Source organism: Limosilactobacillus panis DSM 6035, from assembly GCF_001435935.1.
Classification (GTDB): domain Bacteria; phylum Bacillota; class Bacilli; order Lactobacillales; family Lactobacillaceae; genus Limosilactobacillus; species Limosilactobacillus panis.
Window position 1 is genome coordinate 1 of the sequence record NZ_AZGM01000076.1, and the last position, 24,450, is coordinate 24,450.

Sequence of the window (24,450 nt, forward strand, 5' to 3'; positions counted from 1 at the left end):
ATTTTTGTCAAATTCCGAATGGAGCTTCTGATTCAGAGGCTTTTTGTCACAACCCCCATTTGCGTACCGCGCTGTTCGTATTTGAACTTAGTAAAAGTACTTATGTCACAGCCCCTTTCGTATACTATGGTTTACTTATTCAAATATTCCTTAGCTAGCTTGAGGGCGTCTTGGATTCCTTCTGGCTTCTTACCACCGGCTTGGGCGAGGTTTGGCCGACCACCGCCGCCACCGTTAATTGCTTTGGCGATGGCTTTGATCAGGTCACCGGCTTTTAAGCCATCCTTAACTTTATCATCACTAACCGCAACCAGCAGGTTAGCCTTACCGTCGTTCGCAGTCCCTAAGACAAGGACGTCGGAAAGTTTCTTTGCCCGCCAGGAATCAGCCAGTTGCCGCAGCTGACCCATTCCAGCAACCTTGACTTCAGCAGCAATCAGTTTACCACCCTTCGTTTCCTCAACGTTATCAAAGACGCTGTTGGCTTGTTGGGCAGCGATCTTGGCTTGCAGTGCCTCGACCTGCTTATTTGCCTGCTTTAACTCGTCCTGGAGGCTAGCAACTTGGTGAGGAACTTCCTTAATTTGGGCCACCTTCAGATCACTAGCAACTTCTTCCAGCATTGCGTTCCGCTTCTGCAGGAAGTCATAGGCATCACTCGAGGTGACCGCTTCAATCCGCCGAATGCCAGCACCAACGCCTCCTTCAGAAATAATCTTAAAGAGACCCAGTTCGTTAGTATTCTTGACGTGGTCACCACCACAGAATTCGGTGTTGTAATCACCAATCTTAACAACCCGGACCTTATCACCGTACTTGTCGGAGAAGAGGGCGATGGCACCCATTTCCTTAGCAGAGTCAATATCAGTTTCAATGGTCTTAACCGGAATCTCCTTAAAGATCTGTTCGTTAACCATCTTTTCAACCGCCGCTAAGTCCTTGGCCGTAACCTGGCCAAAGTGGTTGAAGTCAAAACGGAGGTAGTGTTCTTCAACTAAGGACCCGGCCTGTTGGGTGTGACCACCGAGGACATTCCGCAGTGCTTGGTCCAGCAGGTGGGTTGCCGTGTGGTTCTTTTCAATCTTTAAGTGACGAAGACGGTCCACAACCAGCTTGTAGCGGGCCCCCTTCTTCAGTGGGGACTTTAGTTCAACCCGGTGCAGGTTTTGTTGGTTTGGTGCGTGCTGAACATCGACAACCCGACCAACCGTGTTGCCATAGTTATCAATAATGTCACCAGTATCAGCAACCTGGCCCCCCATTTCGGCGTAGAATGGGGTCTTGTCGAAGATAACCTCGACATCATCGTCTCCTGGCTGGGCGATGTCGGCCTGCTTGCCGTCATGGGCCAAGCCGATTACCTTGGCGTCATTAACCGTCAAGTCAGTGTAACCAACGTATTCGCTAGGGTCCTTAAATTCAGTCCACAGGTCGGTCTGAACACCCATCCCGTTATCCATGTCCCGAGCATTCCGGGCCCGGTTTTGCTGTTCAGTCATTGCGGCTTCGAAGCCCTTTTGGTCAACGGTGAGTCCTTCGTCGGTAGCGTATTCCTTCGTCAACTCAATTGGGAAGCCATATGTGTCGTAGAGCTTGAAGGCGGTCCGCCCATCGATTTCGTTCGTCCCATCCTTCTTGGCCTGTTCAATAACGTTATTCAACAGGTTAAGTCCACCATTCAGGGTCGCACTGAAGCGGTCTTCCTCGGACTTGATGACGGAGGAAATGTAGTCGGCGTTCTTCAAGACTTCTGGGTAGTAGTCCTGCATGATCTTACCAACGGTTGGGACCATCTTAGCCAAGAATGGCTTATCGATGCCCAGCTTCTTGCCGGCAACAACTGCCCGCCGTAACAACCGTCGGATGACGTAACCCCGTCCCATGTTGGATGGCAGGGCACCATCACCAATTGCAAAGGTGATTGTCCGAATGTGGTCCGCAATGATCTTGAACTGGATATCGTCAGCCTTGTTGGCCCCGTACTTCTTACCAGCGGAGAAGTCTTCCGTCTGCTTGATCAGCGGCATGAACAGGTCGGTCTCAAAGTTAGTTGGGGCGTTTTCAAAGATTGAAACGACCCGTTCCAGCCCCATCCCGGTATCAATGTTCTTGTGCGGCAGTGGTTCGTAAGTGTTTTCTGGTGTGTGGTTGAACTGACTGAAAACGATGTTCCAGATTTCCAGGTAGCGTTCGTTTTCACCACCAGGATAGTTTTCGGGATCGTCATCTGCCAGGTTATTAAATTCCTGGCCACGGTCGTAGAAAATTTCCGTATCTGGACCAGAAGGGCCCTGACCGATGTCCCAGAAGTTATCTTCGTCCGGAATCAGGTGGTCCTTAGCAACCCCAACTTCACGCCACTTATTGTAAGCATCGTGATCCTTTGGGTAGTAAGTAATGTAAAGACGTTCGGGGTCAAAGCCAAACCACTTGTCACTGGTCAGCAGTTCCCAGGCCCAGGGAATAACTTCATTCTTGAAGTAATCCCCGACTGAGAAATTCCCCAGCATTTCAAACATGGTGTGGTGCCGCGCCGTCTTACCCACGTTTTCAATATCGTTAGTCCGAATACTCTTTTGCGAAGACGTCATCCGCGGATTTTCCGGAACAACCTTCCCATCAAAGTACTTCTTCATTGTGGCGACCCCGGAGTTGATCCATAGCAAGGTCGGGTCATTGACTGGCACCAAGGATTGACTTGGCATAATCTTGTGACCGTGTTCCTTAAAGAATTCCAGGTACATGCGCCGTACTTGCGCACTGTTAAGCTTCTTTAGCTCTTTCACTGTCCTCTTCCTTTCTAAAAACAAAATCCACCCTTGCTAACAGAGACGCCCAACTGACGCGGTACCACTCTGCTTGCAACGATGGATTTCGTTTACCTCTTTAATCCCAGTTAAACCGGGTTGTATTCAGATTAGTAAGAATGGGGAGCACCACCACAATACCCTCGACTGTCACAGCACCCCAGCCGTTTCTGAAAGTAGTATTTATAATGGCATATCCCAAACGAACCATATTATAGCGGACCCGTCAGAAAAAATCAACGGGCGTTTCGCTCCCGGCGGTGTTGACGTTGACGCTGCCGTTTAGCCTTCCGCATCTTGTGACGCATCTCGAGCTTCCGCTTTTGCTGTTCATCCTCCTTGATTGCCCGCTTGATCCGTTTCTTGTAGCCCGGCTTAACCTTCCGCTTGGTCTTTTTGACATAGCCCTTCATGGACGGATCAAGTTCTTCTTTCCGGTGCTTAAACTTTTTGCGCCGGTTCCGGTCGTGGGTCGTGACAATGCGGCCACCCTTTAACTCCTTAGGGACAAAGGTGATTCCCCGGTCTTCCAGCTTAGCAATCAGGTCGTCTTCGGCGGGCTCGTAAAGGGTAATTGCGGTTCCCTTCATCCCGTTGCGGCCCGTCCGACCAACCCGGTGGACAAAGTACTCGAGGTCAGTCGGTAAGTCGTCATTGATCACCAAGGAGACCCCGTCAATGTCGATTCCACGAGCCGCCAGGTCGGTTGCCACGACATACTGGAAGTCGAGTTTACGAATCTGGCGCATTGTCCGCTTCCGCCGCCGGGGTTCAAGGCCCCCATGGATCATTGCCACCTTTAAGCCCTGTTCACTCAGGTACCGGGTCAGTTCTCCCGCCCGTTCCTTGGTATTAGCAAACACCAGTGCCAGGTAGGGTTCACCAAGGGTCAAGAGACGGTAGATCAGCTGGTTCTTATCCTTCCCCTTGGTAGACATTAACCAGTTCTCAACATCGGGATTGATGACCGTCGCGGTCGGAATTTCTTCCATCACTGGATTCTTCATGTACTTCTTCAAAAATGGCCGTAGTTTTTGGGGAATCGTTGCCGAGAAGACCATCATCTGGAGGTCTTCCGGAAAGTGGCTGGCAATCTGGTCAACCTGCTCCAAGAACCCCATATCAAGGGTCATATCAGCCTCATCAACTACAAACATCGTTGCCGTGTGAATGTCGAGAAATTGGGACTTAATCAGGTCCAGCACCCGACCGGGGGTCCCAATTACAATTTGGGGCTGCTTACGTTCCAGTTGGTCAATCTGGTGTTGTTTGTCCGTACCGCCGACATAGTTGTGAATTGTCAACGGCTGGTCAGCAAACTTATTCAGCTGCTTAGCGGCATTGTAAATCTGGTAAGCCAGCTCACGACTAGGGGTGGTGATCACCGCCTGGACACTTTGGTCATCTTCTTGAATCCGGGAAAAGATTGGCAAGAGAAAAGCGTGGGTTTTCCCGCTCCCGGTCGCCGATTGACCAACGACACTCTGCCCCTTCATAACTTCCGGGATTACCCGTTCCTGAACAGGTGTTGGGGTACGGAAGTTAATGGCCGTGACGGCCTTAACCAGGTAGGGTTTTAAATTAAAGTCGTTAAATGTTTCGTTTGACATTGTGATCCTCTCCTTACTTTTGGGTTTGGGCCAATTGGGCCAGTTCCGCAATTACCTGCTTAATCTCTGTCTCATCCTTGGCCTTGGCCCCACTAGCAAGTGGGTGACCACCACCATCATGATGCTTTGCCAGCTCGTTGATGAATGGTCCCTTTGACCGCAGGCGGATCCGGTAGTGACCGTCCTCTTGTTGAACAAAGATTGCCCAGGCACTAACGTTTTTAATCCGGCCTGGTAACGAAACCACTGCCGACGTTCCCGCCTCGGTCAAACCAAACTTCTTCAAGATTTCATCCGTCAAGACAACGTAAGCCGCCCCGTGGTCGAGGATTGTTAAGTGCTCGTAAACGTATGCCGATAAACGGGCAACTGGCAGACTAATCTCGTCTTCGCGCCGGCTGATCGCCGCTGCATCAGCTCCTGCAGCCATCAGGGCACCAGCAACTAACATTGTCCGCGGGGTCGTTGCCGGGTATAAAAAGCGGCCGGTATCACCGATGATCCCCGCGTACAAGGCGTGAGCCGCCTTCTTCGGTAGGGTCAATTCGTCAGCAAAGTGCTGGTAAAAGTCGTAAATCATCTCTGAGCAACTGGATGCTGACGGCTGGACCCACATTAAGTCACCGAATGGTTCATCATTTGGGTGGTGGTCAATCTTGATCAACTTGTCCCCATTGTTAAAGCGGCGGTCATCGATTCGCGGAGCGTTAGCGGTATCCGTGACAATCACCAAGGCGTCATCAAAGGTGGCACTACTGATATCGTCCATCGTCCCAATCCAGTCAAATCCTGGAATGTGTTTACCAACCAGGTAAATTTGCTTGTAGGGAAACGATGCTTTGAGGATTTCTCCCAAGCCTACCTGGGAGCCAATTGCGTCCGGGTCGGGGCGCTGGTGACGGTGAATAATGATTTTGTTGTACTTCTTGATCTGCTTAAAGATTTCGCCAAGTTGATCAGCCATGATTATTTCTGCTCCTTAATTTTGAAATGTCTAATAATTAAGTATACCAAAAAAAGGCTTTTAACCAAAGTTTGATGATGCAAAGCAAAACCCGCTTCATTCGGATCAACCAAACAAAGCGGGTTATTTACGTTAAGCACTAGTGCTTAACAATATTGAATTATTACTTCTTGTCAACAGCGTGACCACCGAAGCCGTTCCGCAGTGCGGCAACGACCTTACCATCAAAGGTGTCTTCTTGCATTGACTTGAAACGAGCACAGAGGGCTTCGTAGATAACTGGTGTTGGAACGCTGTGGTCCATGGCGTCGGCAATTGTCCAGTGTGCCTCACCTGAACTGTGCATCCGACCTTGGATCTTGTCCAGGTGGGGATCCTTTTCAAAGGCGTCTTCGGCCAGTTCCATCAGCCATGAACGAATTACGGAACCGTGGTTCCAAAGCTTAGCAACGGCAGCGTTGTCGTAGTTGAAGTCAGAAGCTTCCAGAACTTCGAAACCTTCACCAATGGCTTCCATCATCCCGTATTCAACACCGTTGTGGACCATCTTCAGGTAGTGACCAGAACCGGCCTTACCAGTGTAAAGATAACCGTCCTTTTGAGAAATACCTTCAAAGAGTGGGCGAATCCGTTCGAAGACATCCTTGTCATCGCCACCAATCATGAAGTTACCACCTTCAAGGGCACCACACCAGCCACCTGAAGAACCACAGTCAAAGTAGTGGATTCCCTTTTCCGTCAGCATCCGGTTGTGCTTTAAGGAGTCCTTCCAGAAAGTGTTCCCACCGTCGATAACAACGTCGTCAGCAGAAAGCTTAGCGGCAAGTTGTTCCATCGTTGCATCAGTTGGCTTACCAGCTGGAACCATTACCCAGATTGTCCGTGGAGTAGCTAACTTTTCAACCATTTCATCAAGGGTGAAGGCAGTTTGGGCCCCGTAAGAACCGGCTTCCTTAACTGCATCCTTGTTGAGGTCAAAAGCAACGACATCGTTGTCATTACGCAACATATTTTGAGCAAGGTGAATACCCATCTTACCCAAACCAATCAATCCAATTTGCATCTAAAATTCCCTCCTGTGATTTAACAGTCTTGTCAAAGAAATGCTGGCCTTGACAAGTGTAAAGAAACTAAAGGGCTTTCAAAAGAAAAACCCTTAACTAATCAACAGTTAAGAGTTTCGCACGTTTTCACAAATTAGTCAATTATTATTTTGCTTGCTCACCAGCATCGCTGTCGTCAGCCGGCTTGCTGTCGGCTTTTTCTTCCTCAGCAGGTTTTTCTGCAGGCCTTTCTGCAGCAGAATCTTCACTTGCCGTCTTCTTTTCAGCGGGCGCAGCAGTTGAGCTCTTTACTACCCGGGCAATTGCAACCATGTCGAAGGTCAAGTAAATTCCTTCACAATCTAAGGTGACTGTACGGTCTTCCTTGTTGATGCTGTCAATCTTACCGTGGAGACGGCCGATGGTAACAACTTCATCCCCCTTGTGCATGTCGTTCATCATCTCTTGGTGTTGCTTCCGTTGCTTCTGCTGTGGCCGAATCATGAAGAAGTACATTAAAGCAATCATCAGGATGATCAGGATAAAGCTGGAGAAGGTAGCACTAGAAGAAGATGCCCCCAACGTTAAGAAGTCTAAAATGTTCACGATTATTTCCATTCCCTTCAAAAATTTTCATATTCAACTTTAACAAACTTTCAGTAAAAAAGCTACTCTAGCTCGTCAATCGCCCATTCAGCAGCTAGGTTGTGAACCACGCCGGCGTTAATTGCCTGGCGAGCTGTTTCCGCAAGTTGGTTCAAGGTATAGAGGTTATGGACGATCAAGAGGTCGTCGCCAAGAGCGGCCCCCTGTTCACATAGCTGGTGAAGGTAGGACCGGCTATACCCTGCCTGACAAACCGGGCACTGACAATTGGCATCAATTGGTCGCTGGTCGCTAACAAAGTGCTGCTTGTCAAGATGGAGCCGGTTAGTCTGCACAAAGGCAACGTGGTGGTGGGCTTCCACTACGGCACAGTCACTATCAACCAGGTCGTAACCCGCCAGCATCGCGAGCAGGGTCCCCTCCAACGAGTTGCTCCCGGTCAAGTAATGAAGGCCCTTCTCCGGCAGCATGGTCAACACTTCCCGCATCAGGCGTGCCTGTTCGCGTAGTTTCACGTTATTGCCAATTCCTTTCACGGCGTATCCAGCAAACGACTGGCAACTAGCTGCCTGGGCACTGATCATCCGGACACGCTTTAACCCACCGCCGACAACCGACGCCAGAAGGCCATCTGATGGTGTCCCCAGCCAGGAGGCCGTCTGCGTTGCTGCCGCTTTTAAATCGTCCACCGGTGCGTAGTAGTCACTCCAGCGGTCAAAGCTTGTCACAAAGTCGCACCCCACCTTTTCTTGCCATTCCATTGCCTCTTCAGGAGTATAGAACTTTAACTGTCCGGTTTGGGGGTCGTGAAAACGCACCCCATCCTTCTTCCGGCCCCGTGGTTTGGCCCACTGGTAGGCCCGGCTGGTGCCCGGATCACCGACGATTAATCCCGACCAGTGTAAACGCTGGTGAAGGTCACCAAACTCAGCGGCCTTCGTCTCACTTAACCAGTAGTCAAAGACCTCCTGCTTAATTGCCTGACCACCGAGTTTGGCAATCTCTTTGGCCGGGAGGCTTTGCACCGTCAGCCCCGCATGAACCACCAGCGGTGTCTGCAGGACCTGTCCTTTAACCTGCAGCTGCCCTGTACGGCTCATTTTGGCCTGGTGCTTAATCGTAAAATTGACCTTTTCCATCATCATTCCCCCTTTGAATCAGGGTAATTGATTCCCAAGTGCGCGTAAGCCGCCGGCGTGACCATCCGCCCCCGTGGTGTGCGACTGATAAAGCCAATTTGCAGGAGGTATGGTTCATACATCTCCTCGATGGTGCTCGTCTCTTCACCAATGTTCGCCGCAATCGTCTTCAGGCCGACCGGTCCCCCGTGGTAGTAGTTAATCATTGTCAACAGCATTTTGCGGTCAACCTCGTCCAAGCCATGGCTATCAACCTGCAGTAAGTCAAGGGCCTGTTTAACCGTTGCCGAATCAATACTGGGCTTTTTGGCTACTTGGGCGAAGTCACGAACCCGTTTTAAAAGGCGGTTAGCAATCCGGGGCGTCCCCCGTGACCGCAGGGCCAACTCGTGGGCGCCGGCCTCTTCAATCTTGCTATTAAAGATCTTGGCAGACCGGAAAATAATCTGTTTCAGCTCGTCCTGGTTGTAATAATTCATGTGTTCAACAATTCCAAAACGGTCACGCAGCGGCGCGGACAACATCCCCGCCCTGGTGGTCGCCCCAATCAGGGTAAACGGTGGCAGAGGAAAGTGCACTGGATGGGCGGTTGGTCCTTCGCCAACCACAATGTCAATGTAGTAGTCCTCCATTGCCGAATAGAGCATTTCCTCTACTACCTTGGGAAGGCGATGAATTTCGTCAATAAAGAGGACATCCCCCGGTTGTAATTCGTTAAGCAGGGCGACCAGGTCCCCCGGCTTTTCAATCGCCGGGCCACTGGTGGTCTTGATGTTGACGTGCATCTCATGGGCAATTACCATCGCCAGCGTCGTTTTCCCTAAGCCGGGAGGACCGTATAGCAAGACATGGTCAAGTGCCTCTTCCCGCTCCCGGGCGGCTTCAATGTATACCCGGAGCTTTCCCTTCACCTTCTCTTGGCCAATATAGTCATCCAGGGTTTGGGGACGGAGGGTCAATTCCATCTGCTCCTCGGCCTCGTCTTGAGCATGGTCGGATAAAACTTTATTTTCATTATCTTCGCTCACAGCAAAACCTCCTTAGTTGAGTAATCGTAAGGCACTCCGTAAGTACTCATCCGTCGTTTTCTGCTTACCTTGCAGGTGTTTTTTAACTTTCTTTACATCCCGTTCCTTGTAGCCCAGTGCCTTTAAGGCAGCTAAGGCATCGGTAAGGGCAGGATTTTCTCCGGCCGTTTCCTCATCGGCACTTGCAAAGAGCGGCCCGGTAGTCGTCACCGCCGTGATCTTGTCCTTCAGGTCGAGGACAATCTGGGAGGCCGTCTTCTTCCCGATTCCCGGGAACTTGGTCAAGTAGCCGACGTTGTTATTAGCAATAGCGTCAATCAGCCCCTGGTGGTCCGGATTGGCCAGAATCGCGAGGGCACTCTTGGGGCCAATTCCAGAAACGTTAATTAGCTGCATAAACAGTTGCTTTTCGTCCTGGTCATTAAAGCCAAAGAGGGAGATATCATCGTCGCGGACAGCCTGATAAACAAAAACCCGCACCTGCTTTTGAGGGTCTTCTTTAAATCGATAAGGGTTGGCAACAAGCAGCTTGTACCCTACCCCGTTAACGTCAATGACGATGTACTGGGGGGCGACGATACTAATCACCCCGGTTAAATATTCATACACTGAAACTATTCTCCTTTAGTTAAAAGTCGTGATCATCAAAATCATCCGCATACGGAACGTGTGATTCCTGAATCCGTTTAAACATCTTCTCCAAGTCCCGGTCATTAAAGTGGACCGTCACTGGCCGACCGTGGGGACAGTTGAAAGGATTCTCGCACTGGGGTAAGCGTCTTAATAGGGCCCGCGCTTCCCGGTCATCCAAGTGGTGGTTAGCCTTAATGGCTCGCTTACAGCTCATCATGATTGCTGTCTTCATACGAAATTGACGAACTGTTAACTTGCCATCCTTGAGCAGCCAGTCAATCATTTCCTTGACCGTATCCTCTTCTTGCCCCTCCTTAAACCAGGTTGGGTGGGAACGGAGAAGGAAACTGTTCTGACCAAAGGATTCCAGGTGGAGGCCGACGCTGGCCAAGAGGTCGATGTGGTTGTTGATGTTCATCGCATCGACTGTTGAGTAGTTCAAGACCAGGGGAACCAGGAACGTCTGCTGGTCCGGACTCACCTGACCAATTTCTTTTCGGTACCGCTCGTAGTTAATCCGTTCCTGGGCCGCGTGCTGGTCCACAATGTAGAGGCCGTCACTAGCCTGGGCTAATAGAAAGGTCCCCTGGAGCTGACCAATATACTGGAGGTCGGGGAAGCGTCCCTGTGCCTGGTCACTCTTGTCATGCACATCCAGTTCCATATTTTCGGTCTTGGTGGGCGTGGTCGGTTGGGTCTGCGGGTCCTTTTCTCCAAACGGAGCAACCGTGCCTTCGTTTTGGTAACGCGCATCAAACTCCCTCATTGGGCCGGAACTTAACTCGCTAGCCTTATGGATGATCACCGGAGCGCTAACTTCGCCATCGGTATTTTCAGCGTGGGCCACCGCAGCCTTACGATCTTCTTTGCTGGGGGCATCTTCACCGGGAGCCGGTTGCGAAGCAGTAGCCGCGCTTGCCGGCTGCGGTTGGGCAACGTTATAGGGATGGGCGGCCTCTTTTAGGCGCCGCTGCAAATCACTAACCACGTCTGCGGACGGCGGTGTAAAAGCTTGCGCATCAACATCCGGAATCAGGTTCTCGGTTGCAATCCGATTACGGATTGTCTGTGAAATCAGCTTGGTGAGCTGGGGCTCCTTACTAAGACGTACCTCTCGTTTAGCAGGGTGGACATTAACATCGACCAAAACTGGGTCCAGGTCAATGTTGACCACCGCAATTGGGTAGCGCCCCACCATTAACTTCGATTCGTAACCCTGGATAATTGCCTTGGTAAGTTCAAAGTTCCGGATATAACGGTGATTGATCGTAATGGTGATGTACTGGCGCGAAGCCCGGGTCAGCTCTGGTAAGGAGACGTAGCCCGTCACTTTAAAGTCATCATCTTCCCCGCTGATTGGCAGCATTTTCCTCCCGGCCTGGATACCATAGATTGCGGCAACCACCTGCTGAAGGTTACCGTTACCGGCAGAACGGAAGATTTCCTTCCCGTTATGGGTAAAGCTGAAGGCCACGCTAGGGTTTGCCAGTGCCAGCCGGTTGATGATGTCTGTAATCCGGGCCAGCTCGGTGTGGGGTGACTTCAGGTACTTCAGACGGGCCGGTGTGTTGTAAAAGAGGTCGGTAACCCGAACGTCTGTCCCCCGCCGAGCAGGGGCCGGTTTATTGGCGAGGGTTTCCCCACCACGGAGGTGGATCATCGTCCCTGCGGCTTTTTCTTCCTGGGCGGTGGTAAGTTCAACGTCTGCTACTGAGGCAATACTGGGTAACGCCTCACCACGAAAGCCCATCGTCTGTACCCGAAAGAGGTCCTTACGGCTGCTGATTTTACTGGTGGCGTGCCGCCGAAAGGCCAGCGGCACGTCATCCGCTGCAATTCCAATTCCGTCATCGATCACCCGGATACTATCAAGGCCGGCATTTTCAACGATGATATCGACCCGTTTGCTGTCGGCATCCAGTGAGTTTTCGACTAGCTCCTTAACAATGGAGGCCGGTCGTTCAATGACCTCCCCGGCGGCAATCTGGTCCGCTAAGACATTGTTTAATTCGTGAATTTGCCCCATTCTGTCCACCTCACTTTAGCTTTTGCTGCCATTCATAGAGCTGGTTCATAACTTCCATCGGCGTCATCCCCATCAGGTTCAATTCCTTTAACTGGTGAAGGATCTTTTGGCCCTTGCTAGTACTCTTACGGCTTGGTTGCGGTTGAAACAACTCCAGCTGACCATTAGCTTCCACCGCCGGTGCTGCGGGCTTTTCTTGGGATTGAGCTTCCTTGACCTGGTCTTTGTGATCGGCCTTTTTAACCGTCAGCTGAACATCCTGGTGTTCCAGTCCCTTCAAAATCTCATCGGCCCGGTTCAGCAGGGTTGTCGGCATACCCGCGAGTTTGGCAACGTGGATCCCGTATGATTTATCGGCCGGGCCTGCACTAACCTTGTGTAGGAAGACCAACTCACCGTTTTTCTCGGTTGCCCCCACATGGACGTTCTTTAACCGGGGTAAGGTCTTTTCCAGGCTAGTCAATTCGTGGTAGTGGGTCGAAAAAAGGGTTTTTGCGCGGACGTGCTCATGAAGGTACTCAATGATTGCCTGGGCCAGGGCCATCCCATCATAGGTGGCGGTACCCCGGCCAATCTCATCAAAGAGGATCAGGCTGCGGTCGGTCGCGTGACTGAGGGCGTTATTGGCCTCCATCATTTCCACCATGAAGGTACTTTCCCCGGAAATCAGGTCATCAGCCGCCCCAATCCGGGTGAAAATCTGGTCAAAGATTGGCAATTCTGCCCGGCTAGCGGGTACAAAGCAGCCGATCTGGGCCATTACCGCGGTTAAAGCCAACTGCCGCATGTAGGTACTCTTCCCGGACATGTTCGGACCCGTAATGAGTAAAATATCCGTGTTATCACCCATTTTGACGTCATTGGGGACGTACTCCTGGTGGCCCATAAACTTTTCAACGACCGGGTGGCGGCCATCCTTAATCTGTAAGTTATGGCCAGTGTTCATTTGTGGCCGGACAAAGTGGTAGTCTTCACTGACCACCGCGAAGCTCTGCAAGACATCCAACTCAGAAAGGGCCTTCGCAAGTTTTTGGAGCCGTTTAATCTGTCCCTTCACCTGTTCACGAATTTTGACAAAGAGGTCGTATTCCAGGGCTACCGACTTCTCTTGGGCCCCCAGGATGAGGGCCTCCTTTTCCTTTAGTTCTGGGGTAGAGAACCGTTCAGCATTAACCAGGGTCTGCTTACGTTCGTAACGGTCTCGGGGAATCTTGTCGAGGTTAACCTTGGAGACCTCAATATAGTAGCCAAAGACGTGGTTATAACCAATCTTCAGGTTATTAATCCCGGTAACCTGCCGTTCCTGGGTCTGCAGGTCGGCAATCCACTGCTTACCGTTGTTCATGGCGTCCCGGTATTTATCAAGTTGGTCATTGTAGCCATCCTTGATCACCCCACCGTCAGTGACCGCAATTGGGGGTTCTTCCACAATTGCCTGGTCAATCAGGCCCGCAATGTCACTCAAGGGGTCTAGACGGGTGGTTAGGTTTTCAAAGACCGGTGAATCAAGAGTCTCAAGGACGTACTTAATCTTGGGAACCTGCTGCAGGGAGGTCTTTAGCTGGATCAAGTCGCGACCATTGACACTCCCGTAAGCGACCCGGCCAGCGAGCCGCTCAAGATCGTAAACCTTGATCAGCTCCTGCTGGATATTACTCCGCTCAAAGTAGTGGTTTAACAATTCCTCAACCTTATCCTGTCGTTCAGCAATTGCCTGGGGGTCAATCAACGGACGGTCAATCCACTGTTTCAAAAGGCGGCTCCCCATGGCAGTCTTCGTTTCGTCAAGCAGCCAGGACAGGGTCCCTTGGCGCTTCCCGCTACGCATGTTCGTCATTAATTCCAGGTTAGTTTTGGAATAGTGATCAATCTTCATGAAGGCGTTAGCGCGGTAATAAATGGCCCGCTGCATGTGCGCAAGTGACCGCTTCTGGGTCGTCAACAGGTAAGAGACCAGGAGGCTGACAACGTACTTTTGCCCATCATCTTCGAGGTCCTGGGTCAGGTAACTAATCTCCGCTTGCTTGAGGATCTTTTCCTGCTTGGACAAAAGAATATGCCGCTTCTTGAAGGCTGTCAACAGTTCGTCCGGCAGGTCGCCAGCACTGACAACTTCCTTACTCTGCAAGTTGATCAACTCATTTAAGACCCCGTTGACACTATCAAAGGTGGTGGTCTTTAACTCCCCGGTCGAGAGGTCCGTGTAGGCCAGGTTAAACAGGCCACTTTTTTCACTAATTGCCGTCAGGTAGTTATTGTTACGGGCCTGGTCGCCGTTTAAATCCATCTGGGTTCCGGGGGTCACCAGTCGAGTTACCGCCCGCTTTACCATCCCCTTGGCCTTCTTGGGGTCCTCCATTTGCTCGCAGATAGCAACCTTATACCCCTTATCAATTAAGATATCAACGTAACTATCAACCGCCCGGTGTGGGACCCCACACATGGGAATCGGGTTCTTTGCACTGTGGTTTCGGGTAGTCAGCGTCAGTTCCAACAGCTGGGCCCCCTTGACCGCATCATCATTAAAAAGCTCATAAAAGTCCCCGAGACGGTAAAAAAGGAAGGCGTCCGGGTACTGGTCCTTCACTTTTTGGTACTGCTCCATCATCGGTGTTAATTTTTTGGCCACAAAGGTTCACCTCATTAATAAATAAATTTCACTCATACGTCCATATTCACACAGTCTAATTATATTTTTTGCCCCTGACCAGTGCAAGCTTCCGGGGACAAACTGTCTTTGCTTTAAACTCAAAAGAGGCTGGGGAAAGTCCACAACCTCTTTTTCAGTCTGCATAACGGGTACAGCCCTATTTAGCATAATCAATTGCCCGTACTTCACGAATAACAGTCACCTTGATATGACCAGGATATTCCAGTTGCTGTTCAATTTTCTGCTTAATATCATGAGCCAAAGTCGTTGCCTGAAGGTCCGAAATCTTCTTTGGCTTAACAATTACCCGTAATTCGCGACCAGCTTGAATTGCAAAACTATGGTCGACACCATCATAACTATTAGCTATGCCTTCCAGCTTCTTCAACCGCTGGATGTATTGTTCCAAGGACTCACTTCTGGCCCCTGGCCGGGCACCAGAAATGGCGTCGGCGGCTTGAACAAGGACCGCAATTACTGAACCCGCTGGAACGTCACCGTGGTGGGATGCAATTGTATTGACGACAACCTTGTTTTCCTTGTACTTCCGGGCTAATTCAACCCCCAACTCAACGTGGGAACCATCGACTTCGTGGTCAATTGCCTTCCCAATATCATGAAGGAGTCCGGCCCGCTTGGCAAGGGCAACATCCTCCCCAAGCTCGCTTGCCATTATTCCCGCAAGTTTGGCAACTTCTATCGAGTGGTCCAGGACGTTTTGACCGTAACTAGTCCGGTACTTCATCCGGCCAACCGTCTTAATTAGGTCCGGGTGCATCGAGTGGATTCCAAGGTCAAAGAGGGCCTGTTCACCGGTCTCCCTGAGCTGACTATCCATCTGCTTCCGCGCCTTTTCAACGGCTTCTTCAATCCGCGCTGGATGAATCCGGCCATCCTGAATTAGTTTCTCCAATGCAATTTTGGCAATCTCACGCCGGACAGGATCAAAACCACTTAAGACCACTGCTTCCGGAGTATCATCAATGATCAGGTCAATCCCGGTCAAGGTTTCCAGGGTTCGGATGTTCCGGCCTTCCCGACCGATAATACGGCCCTTCATGTCGTCATTTGGCAAGTTGACAACTGAAACCGTTGCCTCCGAGACAACATCCGCGGCACTCCGCTGAATTGCTTCCACAATCAGTTCCTTAGCGTTCCGGTCAGCAGTCATCTCTGCCTGTTGTTCACTGTCCCTGATCATGACTTCACGTTCAGTCTTCAGCTTATCCTTCATCTCATCCAAGAGTTGTTGCTTGGCATCATCATGAGACATTTGCGCAACCTTTTCCAATTCCGCCTGCCGTTGATCGACTAAATCGTCGGCGGCCTGCTGCTGACGGTGAAGTTTTTCCGTCAGCTGGTCAACCTTATGTTCTCGGTTGCCAAGTGCGGTCTCCCGCTTTTCCAAGGCGGTATCCTTGTGGTCAAGACTGGTCTCACGCTGGAGCAAGCGGTCTTCTTGCCGCTGGATTTCGTTCCGTCGTTGCTTTAGTTCATTTTCAACGCTTTCACGGTAGCGGTGACTCTCGTCCTTTGCTTCCAGGATTGATTCCTTTTTCGCCGTTTCCGCTTTCGTCTTGGCTGTTGAAATGATTTCCTCAGCAGTCTGGTGTGCTGCCGCCAGTTTCTTTTCGTAACTGGCTTTGCGAACAATATAGCCAATAATAAGACCGACAACCATAGAAAGCGCGGCGAAAATTAATAACTGCACTATTTCACCCCCGCTTCAACTATTTTGTTGTTGGTTGGTTAATTAATTTCACCGTGTCGTGCAAAAATTACACCACACAGAATAAATTTTAAGCTTGCAGAAGAGTAATTGTCAACTACTTAACATTAATAAGCCGTCAAAAAATAAGTTTCATGCCAGCCGGGATGCCAAACTTAAAACGCTGATTGACACCGAAAGTAGCAGTCGTAGTTCGTATTCAGCCAACTTACTACATGACATACATTTCCCCGTAACCAGGTTGCATTCTCTAGAAAGCAAAAGTGGCTAGCGAAAAAATATCGTTTTCTCTCAGCCACTTAAATTCGCGCGTTCTAACTAGTTTGCCAACTGCTTACTGGTCCTAGTTAGTTTTTACTGGCTTTTTCAATTGTTTCCTGCTGGTTAGAGCCCTTAGTATCCTCACCATCAGTATTCTGATCATCCAGTGGCTTCATCCCGTAAGCAACCCGGACCTTATTCATAAGTTTATTCATACTTTCTGGGTGGTCTGCTAGCCACTTTTTGGCGTTTTCACGTCCCTGACCAATCCGCTCGTTGCCGTATGAGTACCATGCACCACTCTTGTTGACAAGGTCCTTTTCTACGGCCATGTCGAGGAGTTCCCCGGTCTTGGAAATCCCTTCACCGTACATAATATCAACTTCGCACCGCTTGAACGGGGGCGCAACCTTGTTCTTAACGATCTTTACTCGGGCTTTGTTACCAATAACGTCTGTCCCGTTCTTAATCTGTTCGGCACGCCGAATCTCCATCCGGATGGTGGAGTAGAACTTCAGGGCCCGTCCACCAGTTGTCGTTTCCGGATTACCAAACATTACGCCGACCTTTTCACGGATTTGGTTGATGAAGATTGCAATTGTCTTCGTCTTGTTAATCTCACCCGACAGTTTCCGCAGGGCTTGTGACATTAACCGTGCCTGCAAGCCGACATGGGCATCTCCCATATCACCGTCAATTTCAGCCTGGGGAACAAGGGCCGCAACCGAGTCAATAACGACCAAGTCAACCGCCCCACTGGCAATCAGAGCATCCGCAATTGCTAACCCCTCTTCACCGGTATCTGGTTGTGACAATAATAGGTTATCTACATCAACACCCAATGCTTCGGCGTATTGTGGGTCAAGGGCATTCTCGGCATCAATGTAAGCTGCCGTGCCCCCCTGCCGCTGGACTTCCGCCACCGCGTGCAGAGCAACCGTTGTCTTCCCCGAACTTTCGGGACCGTAGATTTCAACAATTCGACCACGGGGGTAACCACCAACACCAAGGGCCTTATCAATGGCTAAAGAGCCACTAGAGATTGTGGCAATCTTCATATCGGCGGCATCACCCATGCGCATGATTGAACCTTTTCCAAAGTTCTTTTCAATTTTTTTCAGTGCAACATCCAATGCTGCCTTACGCTGGTCTGCCAAATTAAATTCCTCCTTTACAAGGTCTTATCCGTCAATTAACAATACCAGTTTTTGGGCTAAAAAACAAGAAAAATGCGAACAGCGGTTCGATTATTCTCGTAACTGTTGGTAAATCATCTGTAGTCCGTACTGGACGCTGAGGTTCCGAATCTCCTGCCGGCCACTGTATTCTGCCAGGTGCAAAAGCTTGGTCTGCGTTTGTTGTCCCCGAATGGCCAGGCCGAGCCAAACTGTCCCCGCCACTTGGCCTTCAAGCGCATCGGGACCGGCAACTCCCGTAAAGGCCAGGCCAAAGTCGGCATCAAGTTTCTCCCGGCTTTTTTCGGCCATCGCCCGGGCCGTTTCAGCGCTAACGACCCCGTGTTGATCAATGACTTCTGGTGCGATGCCAAGCAGCTTCTCCTTAGCACCAGCTGCATAGGTAACGAAGCCCCCGTTAAAGACATTCGATGCCCCGGGAACAGAGCAGATTGTGCTTTGGAACATCCCCCCAGTCAGACTCTCCGCCCCCGTAATCGTTTTCCCCTGTTTTTTGAGGAGACTGACAACTTGGTTGACCAACGAACAATTATCACCAAAGCCGAAGAAGTATTGGCGATCAACTTTCAGGATAGCGTCCGCCGTTGCCCCCAACACCCGCTCGGCTTTACTGGCAGATAAATCAGGAACTGTCAATCGGACCTGAATCCGACTCGGCTGGACATAGGAAGTCACGGTAACCTGGCTAAACTTCTTTGTTGCTTCGCCAATTTCTTCCATCAGTGTCGATTCCGGCCGACCAAGAAAATTCATCGTCCGGCTAGCAATCCGCTGACCGCTACCAAAGGTTGCAACCAGGCGCGGTTCAACGCTCTTTTCCAGCATCGCCTTAAACTCTGCCGGTGGCCCGGGCAAAACTACCACGACACGGCCATCAGTTGAGTACCAGCTACCTAACGCTAGACCAGCAGGATTTGCCAGCGGCTGGCCACCGGTTAAGTAACGGGCTTGCTGAATATTTTCATTAAGCAACTTAATCTGCCGTCTCTTAAAGACCTGCTTAATCCACTGCCAGTGTTTTTGATCCGTCGTCAGACTCGTATTAAGGGCAGCTGCAGTACTTTTTAGCGTCACATCGTCAGCCGTTGGTCCTAGGCCCCCACATACAAAGATCAAGTCGGCCCGACGCCAGGCCGCCTCAATTGCGTCTTCAATTTGCTGGCGCTCATCCTTGATTGTCACCTGGTATGGAGCAGCAATATCAAGTTTTGCCAGTGTCTTAGCTAATAGGGGGACATTTGTGTTGACAACTTGTCCCAGCACCAGTTCTGTTCCCACAGAAATAATCTCGGCATTCATTTTTTAACCTCCTAAATATTAAATACGCAAACAGGTTGTTTTCCCATCAACAATTGTATAACGGCTCAATTAAAAAGGGACCGGGGAAAAATTATTTCCCCAGTCACCGCCAAAAATACGTTTATTTAAATCCATCAGAAAAGACATCCCGGCCCTGAATAAAGTAATCAACGCCTGAGTAAATGGTAAAGAACAGGCAGATGTAGAGCATGATTTGGCCAAACGGAATGTTCCAAATGGCAAAGATCACGTTGTTTAAGAGCAGGAAGATGATTGCAATAAACTGTGTGGTCGTCTTGATTTTTCCCGGCATCTTGGCGGCCAGGACAATTCCATCCTGTTCAACCAATAGCAGACGGAGCCCCGTAACCGCAAGTTCACGCCAGATAATAATTGACGTTACCCAGGCAGGGACAACATGGTTCCCCGTCAAAACGATAAAAGCAGTCATTACTAGGAGTTTGTCGGCCAAAGGGTCGGTAAACTTCCCGAAGTTAGTAACCAGGCGGTTCTTCCGGGCAATCCGGCCGTCCAGGTTATCAGTGATGGTCGCCGCAATAAAGAGGATTGCCGCAATCAGTTGGGCCAACGGAATTGTTGCTCCCCAAAAGGTGACACTCCCCCAGGAAAGGGGCAGAACCATCAGCAACAGGAAAAACGGGATAATTATTAAACGGACAACAGTTAACTTATTAGGTAAATTCAATTTTATTCCTCCATAGTTTTAACGCGTGGTCGTTGTCGTAGTGGCTGCCGGCTGCTGGGTCTGAGTAGTTGTGGTCGTCGACCGGGTCGTTGCTGGCGTAGTCGTGGTTGTCTGCTGTTGACGGTTACCAGTGTTGACCGATGAGGTACCCGTGTTGGTCGTGTTCGTCGTCCGGTTGTTTGTTACCGTACTGCTGGTCCGGCTAGCCGTGCTTGACGAACTACTACTGCTGCTCGTTGACTGCTTACCAAAGTTGATCGTAATTGTCCGCACGTTTTGGTTACGACCATTGTTGGTAAAGTTGATTGTCTGATTGCCAATCTTAATCTTGGTAGCTGCGGGGTTAGTAACGGTAATTACCAAGGAGTTCGTGTCGCGGTTAACGACAACGCTTGCCTTCCCGTTAGTATTCAGTGTCCGGTTCAAAACGGTATTGTTATTATCCAAAACCCGGACGACAGAACTGGCGCTGGTCTGGAACTGCAGGTTAGTCTTGCTCTTCAGCTTATTGGCGTTGTAAACAACACTCGTTGCGGTCCGACTAGTTTCCTTAAGCTTAATCGTCGTACTGGTCTTCTTTGGTGCCGCCTTCTTCTTAACGGAAGATGAGTGTTTCTTGCTTTCGCCGGAAACGGAAACGGAGCTGTTGTCAATCCGCGTTGAGTTATCACGGTGACTACGAGCAATTGCGGTTACCCAAATTGCCGCGAGGACAACAATAATCACACAGGCAATGATGACGGTCGGTAGATACTGGCGCGCCTTGCTGACACCGTTACTAACGGTCTTACGCTGGCTAGCCCGCGTTTCGACGGCTTGCGAAATGTGGTCAGAATATTCGGCCGTCTTGGTCTTTGGCAAGTCATCGTCGTATTCACGAAGCAATTCTTCGCCGTTTAAACCCACGGTATTAGCATACTGCTTAATGAATGCACGGACGTAGAAGTCGCCTGGCAGTTCATCAAATTTTTCGTCTTCAATCGCAATTAAGTACCGCTTTTGAATTTTGGTAATTTGCTGCAGGTCATCTAGTGTATAGCCCTTAGCCTGACGAGCACTCTGCAGCTTTTTACCAATTTTTACTTGTTGTTCGCTGTCATTTTCACTCATTATCTTATCTCCAATTAAAAATCAGTTTCTATCTCATTGGACATTATATCATGATGGTCCAAATGTAAAAGTTAAGAAAAATATATTATTGGTGCTGGGGCACGATTTGGTAAACCGACATGCCATCCGGATTGATGAAGTCGGCAGCAGCCGCCTTCAAATCATCAAGGGTGATTGTCCGCATCATCCGGACCTCATCCATCAGGTTGGCCCCATCAAATAGCTGGCCGGCATAACGGTTGCCAATTGTCTCCGGTGAGTTGAGCAGGCCAATCAGCCGTCCCAATTCACCGCGTTTAACCCCTTCAAAACGCGCTGCCGCCTGGTCAATCTGCTGGTCGGCGTCCTCTAGAATTCGCATGACCTCATCAGCAAACTTCTCCGTCTGGTCCGTATTCGTGCTGAAGTACGCGAAGTAAAACGCCCTTTGCATGTCCAGGTTATAGCTAAACGAGTCGTCAATAACCCCTTCATCATAGAGGCGCAAATAGTTATCGGACGTGTCATCCAGCAGGACATCCAAAAGTAGGTCAACCGCCAGCTTATACTTTAACCGGGCCCGCCCATCGTCAAAGGATTTCAGCCCGCGAATGCCGACCATCACCTTAGGCCGGTTAACATTCATCGTTAAGGAACGAAAGGGAATTACATCCTTACCGGTCGGGTCGTTGAGTTTAAACCGACGGTCCGGCTTTTCCTGGGGAGCAAAGTCCTTTTTCTCCTGGTTAGCCACTACCCACTTAATCGTCTCCTCCGGATCTAAGTTACCAACCAGTAGTAAGGTCATGTTGCTGGGCTGGTAGAAAGTCCGGTAATTCTCCATCAAGATTTCCGGTGTAATTTTACTAATGGACTCCACGGTCCCGGCAATGTCAATGTGCATCGGGTCATGGGGGTAAAGGTTGCCCAACATCCCCAGGTAAAGTCGCCAGTTTGGATCATCATCATACATCTGAATCTCCTGGCCGATAATCCCCTGCTCTTTTTGGACCGTCTGGGCAGTAAAGTAGGGCTGCTGAACAAAGTCGAGGAGAATATCAATGTTTTCATGGAGGTGGCTAGTCGTGGAGAATAGGTAACTAGTCTGGGTAAAGCTCGTAAAAGCGTTCGAGTCCGCGCCGAGTTTGCCGAACAGGTCAAAGGCGTCGTAATCCTTCTTTTCAAAAAGCTTATGTTCAAGAAAATGTGCCACCCCATCGGGAACGTGGATGGGTTCCTGACCACTATAAGGGACAAAACAGTTATCAATTGAGCCGAAGTTGGTCGTCATCATTGCGTAGGTTTTGTTAAAACCAGGCATCGGCATTAGGACAACGTTTAACCCGTTTGCTAACTGCTGGTGGTAGGTTGACCGATTAAAGTCTTGATAAAAATACTTTTCCATATAACTTAATTTTCACCACTTAATAAATATACTGCTTGTTGCTTCAGTGACCGGGCGACCCGTTGGATTTCTGCCCGGGTAACGGCGTTAAACGCTGCCGGAATATCGGCCTGCTGAACACCCAGGAGGTTGCGAACTAGTTGGCGCTCCAGGAGGTTACCGGCAAGGTCATTACCGGAACGGTACTGGTTGATGAGCCCCGCTTTAACTTCGTTGAGTCGTTGGTCACTATAATTATCTTCTTGAACCTCTTTGAGTTGCGCATTGATCAGTTCCTCAACCCGGCGGGCGTCGCTAGACTTAATCCCCGTTTGTACCGTCAGTAAACCATTGAAAGGCATCAACCGACTTGAGGCATAGTAAGCAAGACTTGCCTTTTCACGAACATTTGTAAACAACTTTGAGTACGGGCTGCCCCCGAAAAGGCCGTTAAATACCAGGCCGGCGTAATACAGGGCGTGCCCATAATGAATCGGTAGCTGGTAACCAAGATTTAGCTTGGCCTGGCTCAGCTGCTGATACTCAACCTGACGCTGGATTTGGCGATAAGGACGCTGGTCATAAATAATCTGACCGAGGTCAATTTGACGATCGTTAAATGGCAGCTGCTGGATGGCCCTGATAACCTCCTGTTCGTCAAGGTCCCCAATGATCAAGATATCAACCCGGTCATCCTCAATCATTGACTGGTAAACCGGGTAGAGGTTTTGCGCCGTCAGCCCAGCAATCTCACTAGCCTTACCGAAACTCGGTGTTTGCATTACCGAATCATCGGCGTAGTAAAGGTCCAGCAAGCGACGGGCTGCCCAAAATTGCTTGTCATCATAGTAGCTGTTGATGGTGGCACCCAGGTTATGGGCCTGCCGCGCAAAGGTTGCTTGGTCAAAGGCCCCATCGGATGCCAGGGGGTTAAATAAAATTTCACGGATTAGGGCGATCACCTGGTCGAACAGGTTAGTGTGGGCCAACTGGTCATTAATAAAGCCGGCCTTCAAGCGAACCGTGTGAAGTAGGCCAACCCGGCCAACCCCCATGCTGATGTATGTCCCATACTGTTGGGCGAGGCGACGGGCAAGGGCCGTCTGAGTCGGGTACTTCTTGCTACTTGTCTCCAGCACGTTGGCCACGAGGTTACGGGCGGTGGCATTAGTGTGCGTCTGGGGCGTCGTAAAATTAATGAGAATCTGATTTGCCTTAAACTGTTTCGTCGGGATAACGTCAAGGTTAACCCCACGAGCGAGATTATAATGCACGAGTATCGTTCCCCCTTTATTAAAGCTCGTTTGCATACTGAATAATGATACGTTAAATGGCCACAAATTACAAACGAAGTCAGCACTAATAAAAAAAGGCCCCCGCACAAGATGAATCACCTTGTGCCAAGCGCCGATTTCGTTACTGCCGATAATTGTCTGGCCCTAAGAAATTACTGTCTCGTCCAAACCACTTTTCATTAATCTTCCGTAACTGGCCATCCTTTTGCAGGTTTCCCAGCCCCCGGTTGATCTTATTACGGAGGGTCTTGTCACCCTTCCGCATCCCAACGCCGAAGTATTCTACCGGCAACTTCTTGCTGACGTATACCTTGTAGGCGTTCTTGTTCTTTTGGTGTTGAACATAGTAGTCTGCGTAAACCTCATCCATGAGGATTCCTTGAATTCGGTTGGCGTTCAGGTCAATGAAGGCGTCCGGGAAAGTATCGTACAGGACCGCACTCTTCCCCTTTATCTTATCCTTTAACAGCCGTGGCTTCTCATCCAAAACCGCCGCCCCGGTTGAACCATTCTGGACACCGAGGGCCTTATCGGTCATTCCGCTCAGGCCATTGATGTGACTACCACGCTTGGTAACCAGGACCTGGCGGTTAGCAAGGTACGGGCGACTAAATGCAACCTTCTTTTCTCGGCTGGAATTAATCGAATAGCCGTTCCATAAAAGATCGATGGTACCGTTCTTCAACTCGGTCTCTTTCATTGACCAGTCAATCGTCTGAAAGTCTGCCTTAATTCCGTACTGCTTAAATACCGCCTTAGCAAGGTCAATATCATAGCCAACCAGCTTACCGTTCTTTTGCCGGTAACCCATCGGGACAAAGCTATCGTCTAGCCCAATGACAACCCTTTTTCGTCGCTGGATTCGTGACCAGGTGTCCTGCGTATTGGCCCGTGTTGTTACACTTTCACAACCGCCGAGAAGAAACAGCGGAACAATGAGAAGCATCAGCAACCAGATTGTTTTAACCTTCTTCATATGCTTCTT

The 24,450-nt window shown here is 50.1% G+C and carries 18 protein-coding genes; all 18 read right to left on the reverse strand.

Annotation, left to right across the window (positions count from 1 at the left end; translation table 11 throughout):
• Window positions 1-131: 131 nt before the first annotated feature.
• The 18 genes from alaS to FD32_RS05445 all read right to left on the reverse strand — a co-directional run bounded on the left by alaS (window position 132) and on the right by FD32_RS05445 (window position 24,441).
• The gene (gene alaS / locus FD32_RS05355) at window positions 132-2,786 is read right to left on the reverse strand and encodes an alanine--tRNA ligase (protein ID WP_047769734.1); all 2,655 of its coding nucleotides are present in this window, start codon (window positions 2,784-2,786) and stop codon (window positions 132-134) included.
• Between the two features lie 257 nt (window positions 2,787-3,043).
• Window positions 3,044-4,417, reverse strand: coding sequence for a DEAD/DEAH box helicase (locus FD32_RS05360; RefSeq protein ID WP_056962131.1), 1,374 nt, complete (start codon window positions 4,415-4,417; stop codon window positions 3,044-3,046).
• A gap of 13 nt (window positions 4,418-4,430) precedes the next feature.
• Window positions 4,431-5,381 (reverse strand): DHH family phosphoesterase, encoded by a 951-nt coding sequence (locus FD32_RS05365; RefSeq protein ID WP_047769738.1) that lies wholly within the window; start codon window positions 5,379-5,381, stop codon window positions 4,431-4,433.
• A 163-nt stretch (window positions 5,382-5,544) separates the two neighbouring features.
• Complete coding sequence (gnd, locus tag FD32_RS05370) at window positions 5,545-6,444, reverse strand: phosphogluconate dehydrogenase (NAD(+)-dependent, decarboxylating) (RefSeq protein ID WP_047769740.1); 900 nt, start codon at window positions 6,442-6,444, stop codon at window positions 5,545-5,547.
• A 145-nt stretch (window positions 6,445-6,589) separates the two neighbouring features.
• A complete protein-coding gene (gene yajC, locus FD32_RS05375; RefSeq protein WP_047769742.1) occupies window positions 6,590-7,042 on the reverse strand; it encodes a preprotein translocase subunit YajC in 453 nt (150 codons plus the stop codon).
• 50 nt (window positions 7,043-7,092) lie between these two features.
• The gene (locus tag FD32_RS05380; protein ID WP_053003076.1) at window positions 7,093-8,169 is read right to left on the reverse strand and encodes a tRNA-guanine transglycosylase; all 1,077 of its coding nucleotides are present in this window, start codon (window positions 8,167-8,169) and stop codon (window positions 7,093-7,095) included.
• A gap of 2 nt (window positions 8,170-8,171) precedes the next feature.
• Window positions 8,172-9,197 (reverse strand): Holliday junction branch migration DNA helicase RuvB, encoded by a 1,026-nt coding sequence (ruvB, locus tag FD32_RS05385; protein ID WP_082126080.1) that lies wholly within the window; start codon window positions 9,195-9,197, stop codon window positions 8,172-8,174.
• A 12-nt stretch (window positions 9,198-9,209) separates the two neighbouring features.
• Window positions 9,210-9,806, reverse strand: coding sequence for a Holliday junction branch migration protein RuvA (gene ruvA, locus FD32_RS05390; RefSeq protein ID WP_047769746.1), 597 nt, complete (start codon window positions 9,804-9,806; stop codon window positions 9,210-9,212).
• Window positions 9,807-9,825: 19 nt separating this feature from the next.
• On the reverse strand, window positions 9,826-11,856 hold the full coding sequence (mutL, locus tag FD32_RS05395; protein WP_047769748.1) for a DNA mismatch repair endonuclease MutL: 2,031 nt from the start codon (window positions 11,854-11,856) through the stop codon (window positions 9,826-9,828).
• Between the two features lie 10 nt (window positions 11,857-11,866).
• Window positions 11,867-14,464: a DNA mismatch repair protein MutS gene (mutS, locus tag FD32_RS05400; protein WP_420323857.1), complete on the reverse strand. Its 2,598-nt coding sequence runs from the start codon at window positions 14,462-14,464 to the stop codon at window positions 11,867-11,869.
• 199 nt (window positions 14,465-14,663) lie between these two features.
• Window positions 14,664-16,187 (reverse strand): ribonuclease Y, encoded by a 1,524-nt coding sequence (gene rny / locus FD32_RS05410; RefSeq protein WP_235803775.1) that lies wholly within the window; start codon window positions 16,185-16,187, stop codon window positions 14,664-14,666.
• A gap of 395 nt (window positions 16,188-16,582) precedes the next feature.
• A complete protein-coding gene (recA, locus tag FD32_RS05415; RefSeq protein ID WP_047769753.1) occupies window positions 16,583-17,653 on the reverse strand; it encodes a recombinase RecA in 1,071 nt (356 codons plus the stop codon).
• 90 nt (window positions 17,654-17,743) lie between these two features.
• Window positions 17,744-18,991 (reverse strand): competence/damage-inducible protein A, encoded by a 1,248-nt coding sequence (locus FD32_RS05420; RefSeq protein WP_047769756.1) that lies wholly within the window; start codon window positions 18,989-18,991, stop codon window positions 17,744-17,746.
• A gap of 121 nt (window positions 18,992-19,112) precedes the next feature.
• A complete protein-coding gene (gene pgsA, locus FD32_RS05425) occupies window positions 19,113-19,697 on the reverse strand; it encodes a CDP-diacylglycerol--glycerol-3-phosphate 3-phosphatidyltransferase (protein ID WP_047769758.1) in 585 nt (194 codons plus the stop codon).
• An 18-nt stretch (window positions 19,698-19,715) separates the two neighbouring features.
• Window positions 19,716-20,807, reverse strand: coding sequence for a helix-turn-helix domain-containing protein (locus FD32_RS05430; protein ID WP_047769760.1), 1,092 nt, complete (start codon window positions 20,805-20,807; stop codon window positions 19,716-19,718).
• Window positions 20,808-20,892: 85 nt separating this feature from the next.
• Window positions 20,893-22,191, reverse strand: a complete 1,299-nt coding sequence (yfmH, locus tag FD32_RS05435) for an EF-P 5-aminopentanol modification-associated protein YfmH (protein ID WP_047769762.1) — start codon at window positions 22,189-22,191, stop codon at window positions 20,893-20,895.
• Between the two features lie 5 nt (window positions 22,192-22,196).
• Complete coding sequence (gene yfmF / locus FD32_RS05440) at window positions 22,197-23,444, reverse strand: EF-P 5-aminopentanol modification-associated protein YfmF (protein ID WP_047769764.1); 1,248 nt, start codon at window positions 23,442-23,444, stop codon at window positions 22,197-22,199.
• A gap of 142 nt (window positions 23,445-23,586) precedes the next feature.
• The gene (locus FD32_RS05445; protein WP_047769766.1) at window positions 23,587-24,441 is read right to left on the reverse strand and encodes an amino acid ABC transporter substrate-binding protein; all 855 of its coding nucleotides are present in this window, start codon (window positions 24,439-24,441) and stop codon (window positions 23,587-23,589) included.
• Window positions 24,442-24,450: the final 9 nt, after the last annotated feature.

Bases quoted from the DNA above. Each gene is read 5' to 3' on its own strand.
- yfmH (WP_047769762.1), bottom strand. From the start codon at position 22,191: ATGGAAAAGTATTTTTATCAAGACTTTAATCGGTCAACCTACCACCAG.
- rny (WP_235803775.1), bottom strand. From the start codon at position 16,187: ATGGTTGTCGGTCTTATTATTGGCTATATTGTTCGCAAAGCCAGTTAC.
- yajC (WP_047769742.1), bottom strand. From the start codon at position 7,042: ATGGAAATAATCGTGAACATTTTAGACTTCTTAACGTTGGGGGCATCT.
- mutL (WP_047769748.1), bottom strand. From the start codon at position 11,856: ATGGGGCAAATTCACGAATTAAACAATGTCTTAGCGGACCAGATTGCC.
- FD32_RS05445 (WP_047769766.1), bottom strand. From the start codon at position 24,441: ATGAAGAAGGTTAAAACAATCTGGTTGCTGATGCTTCTCATTGTTCCG.
- mutS (WP_420323857.1), bottom strand. From the start codon at position 14,464: ATGATGGAGCAGTACCAAAAAGTGAAGGACCAGTACCCGGACGCCTTC.
- FD32_RS05380 (WP_053003076.1), bottom strand. From the start codon at position 8,169: ATGGAAAAGGTCAATTTTACGATTAAGCACCAGGCCAAAATGAGCCGT.
- FD32_RS05360 (WP_056962131.1), bottom strand. From the start codon at position 4,417: ATGTCAAACGAAACATTTAACGACTTTAATTTAAAACCCTACCTGGTT.
- FD32_RS05420 (WP_047769756.1), bottom strand. From the start codon at position 18,991: ATGAATGCCGAGATTATTTCTGTGGGAACAGAACTGGTGCTGGGACAA.
- FD32_RS05430 (WP_047769760.1), bottom strand. From the start codon at position 20,807: ATGAGTGAAAATGACAGCGAACAACAAGTAAAAATTGGTAAAAAGCTG.
- FD32_RS05365 (WP_047769738.1), bottom strand. From the start codon at position 5,381: ATGGCTGATCAACTTGGCGAAATCTTTAAGCAGATCAAGAAGTACAAC.
- gnd (WP_047769740.1), bottom strand. From the start codon at position 6,444: ATGCAAATTGGATTGATTGGTTTGGGTAAGATGGGTATTCACCTTGCT.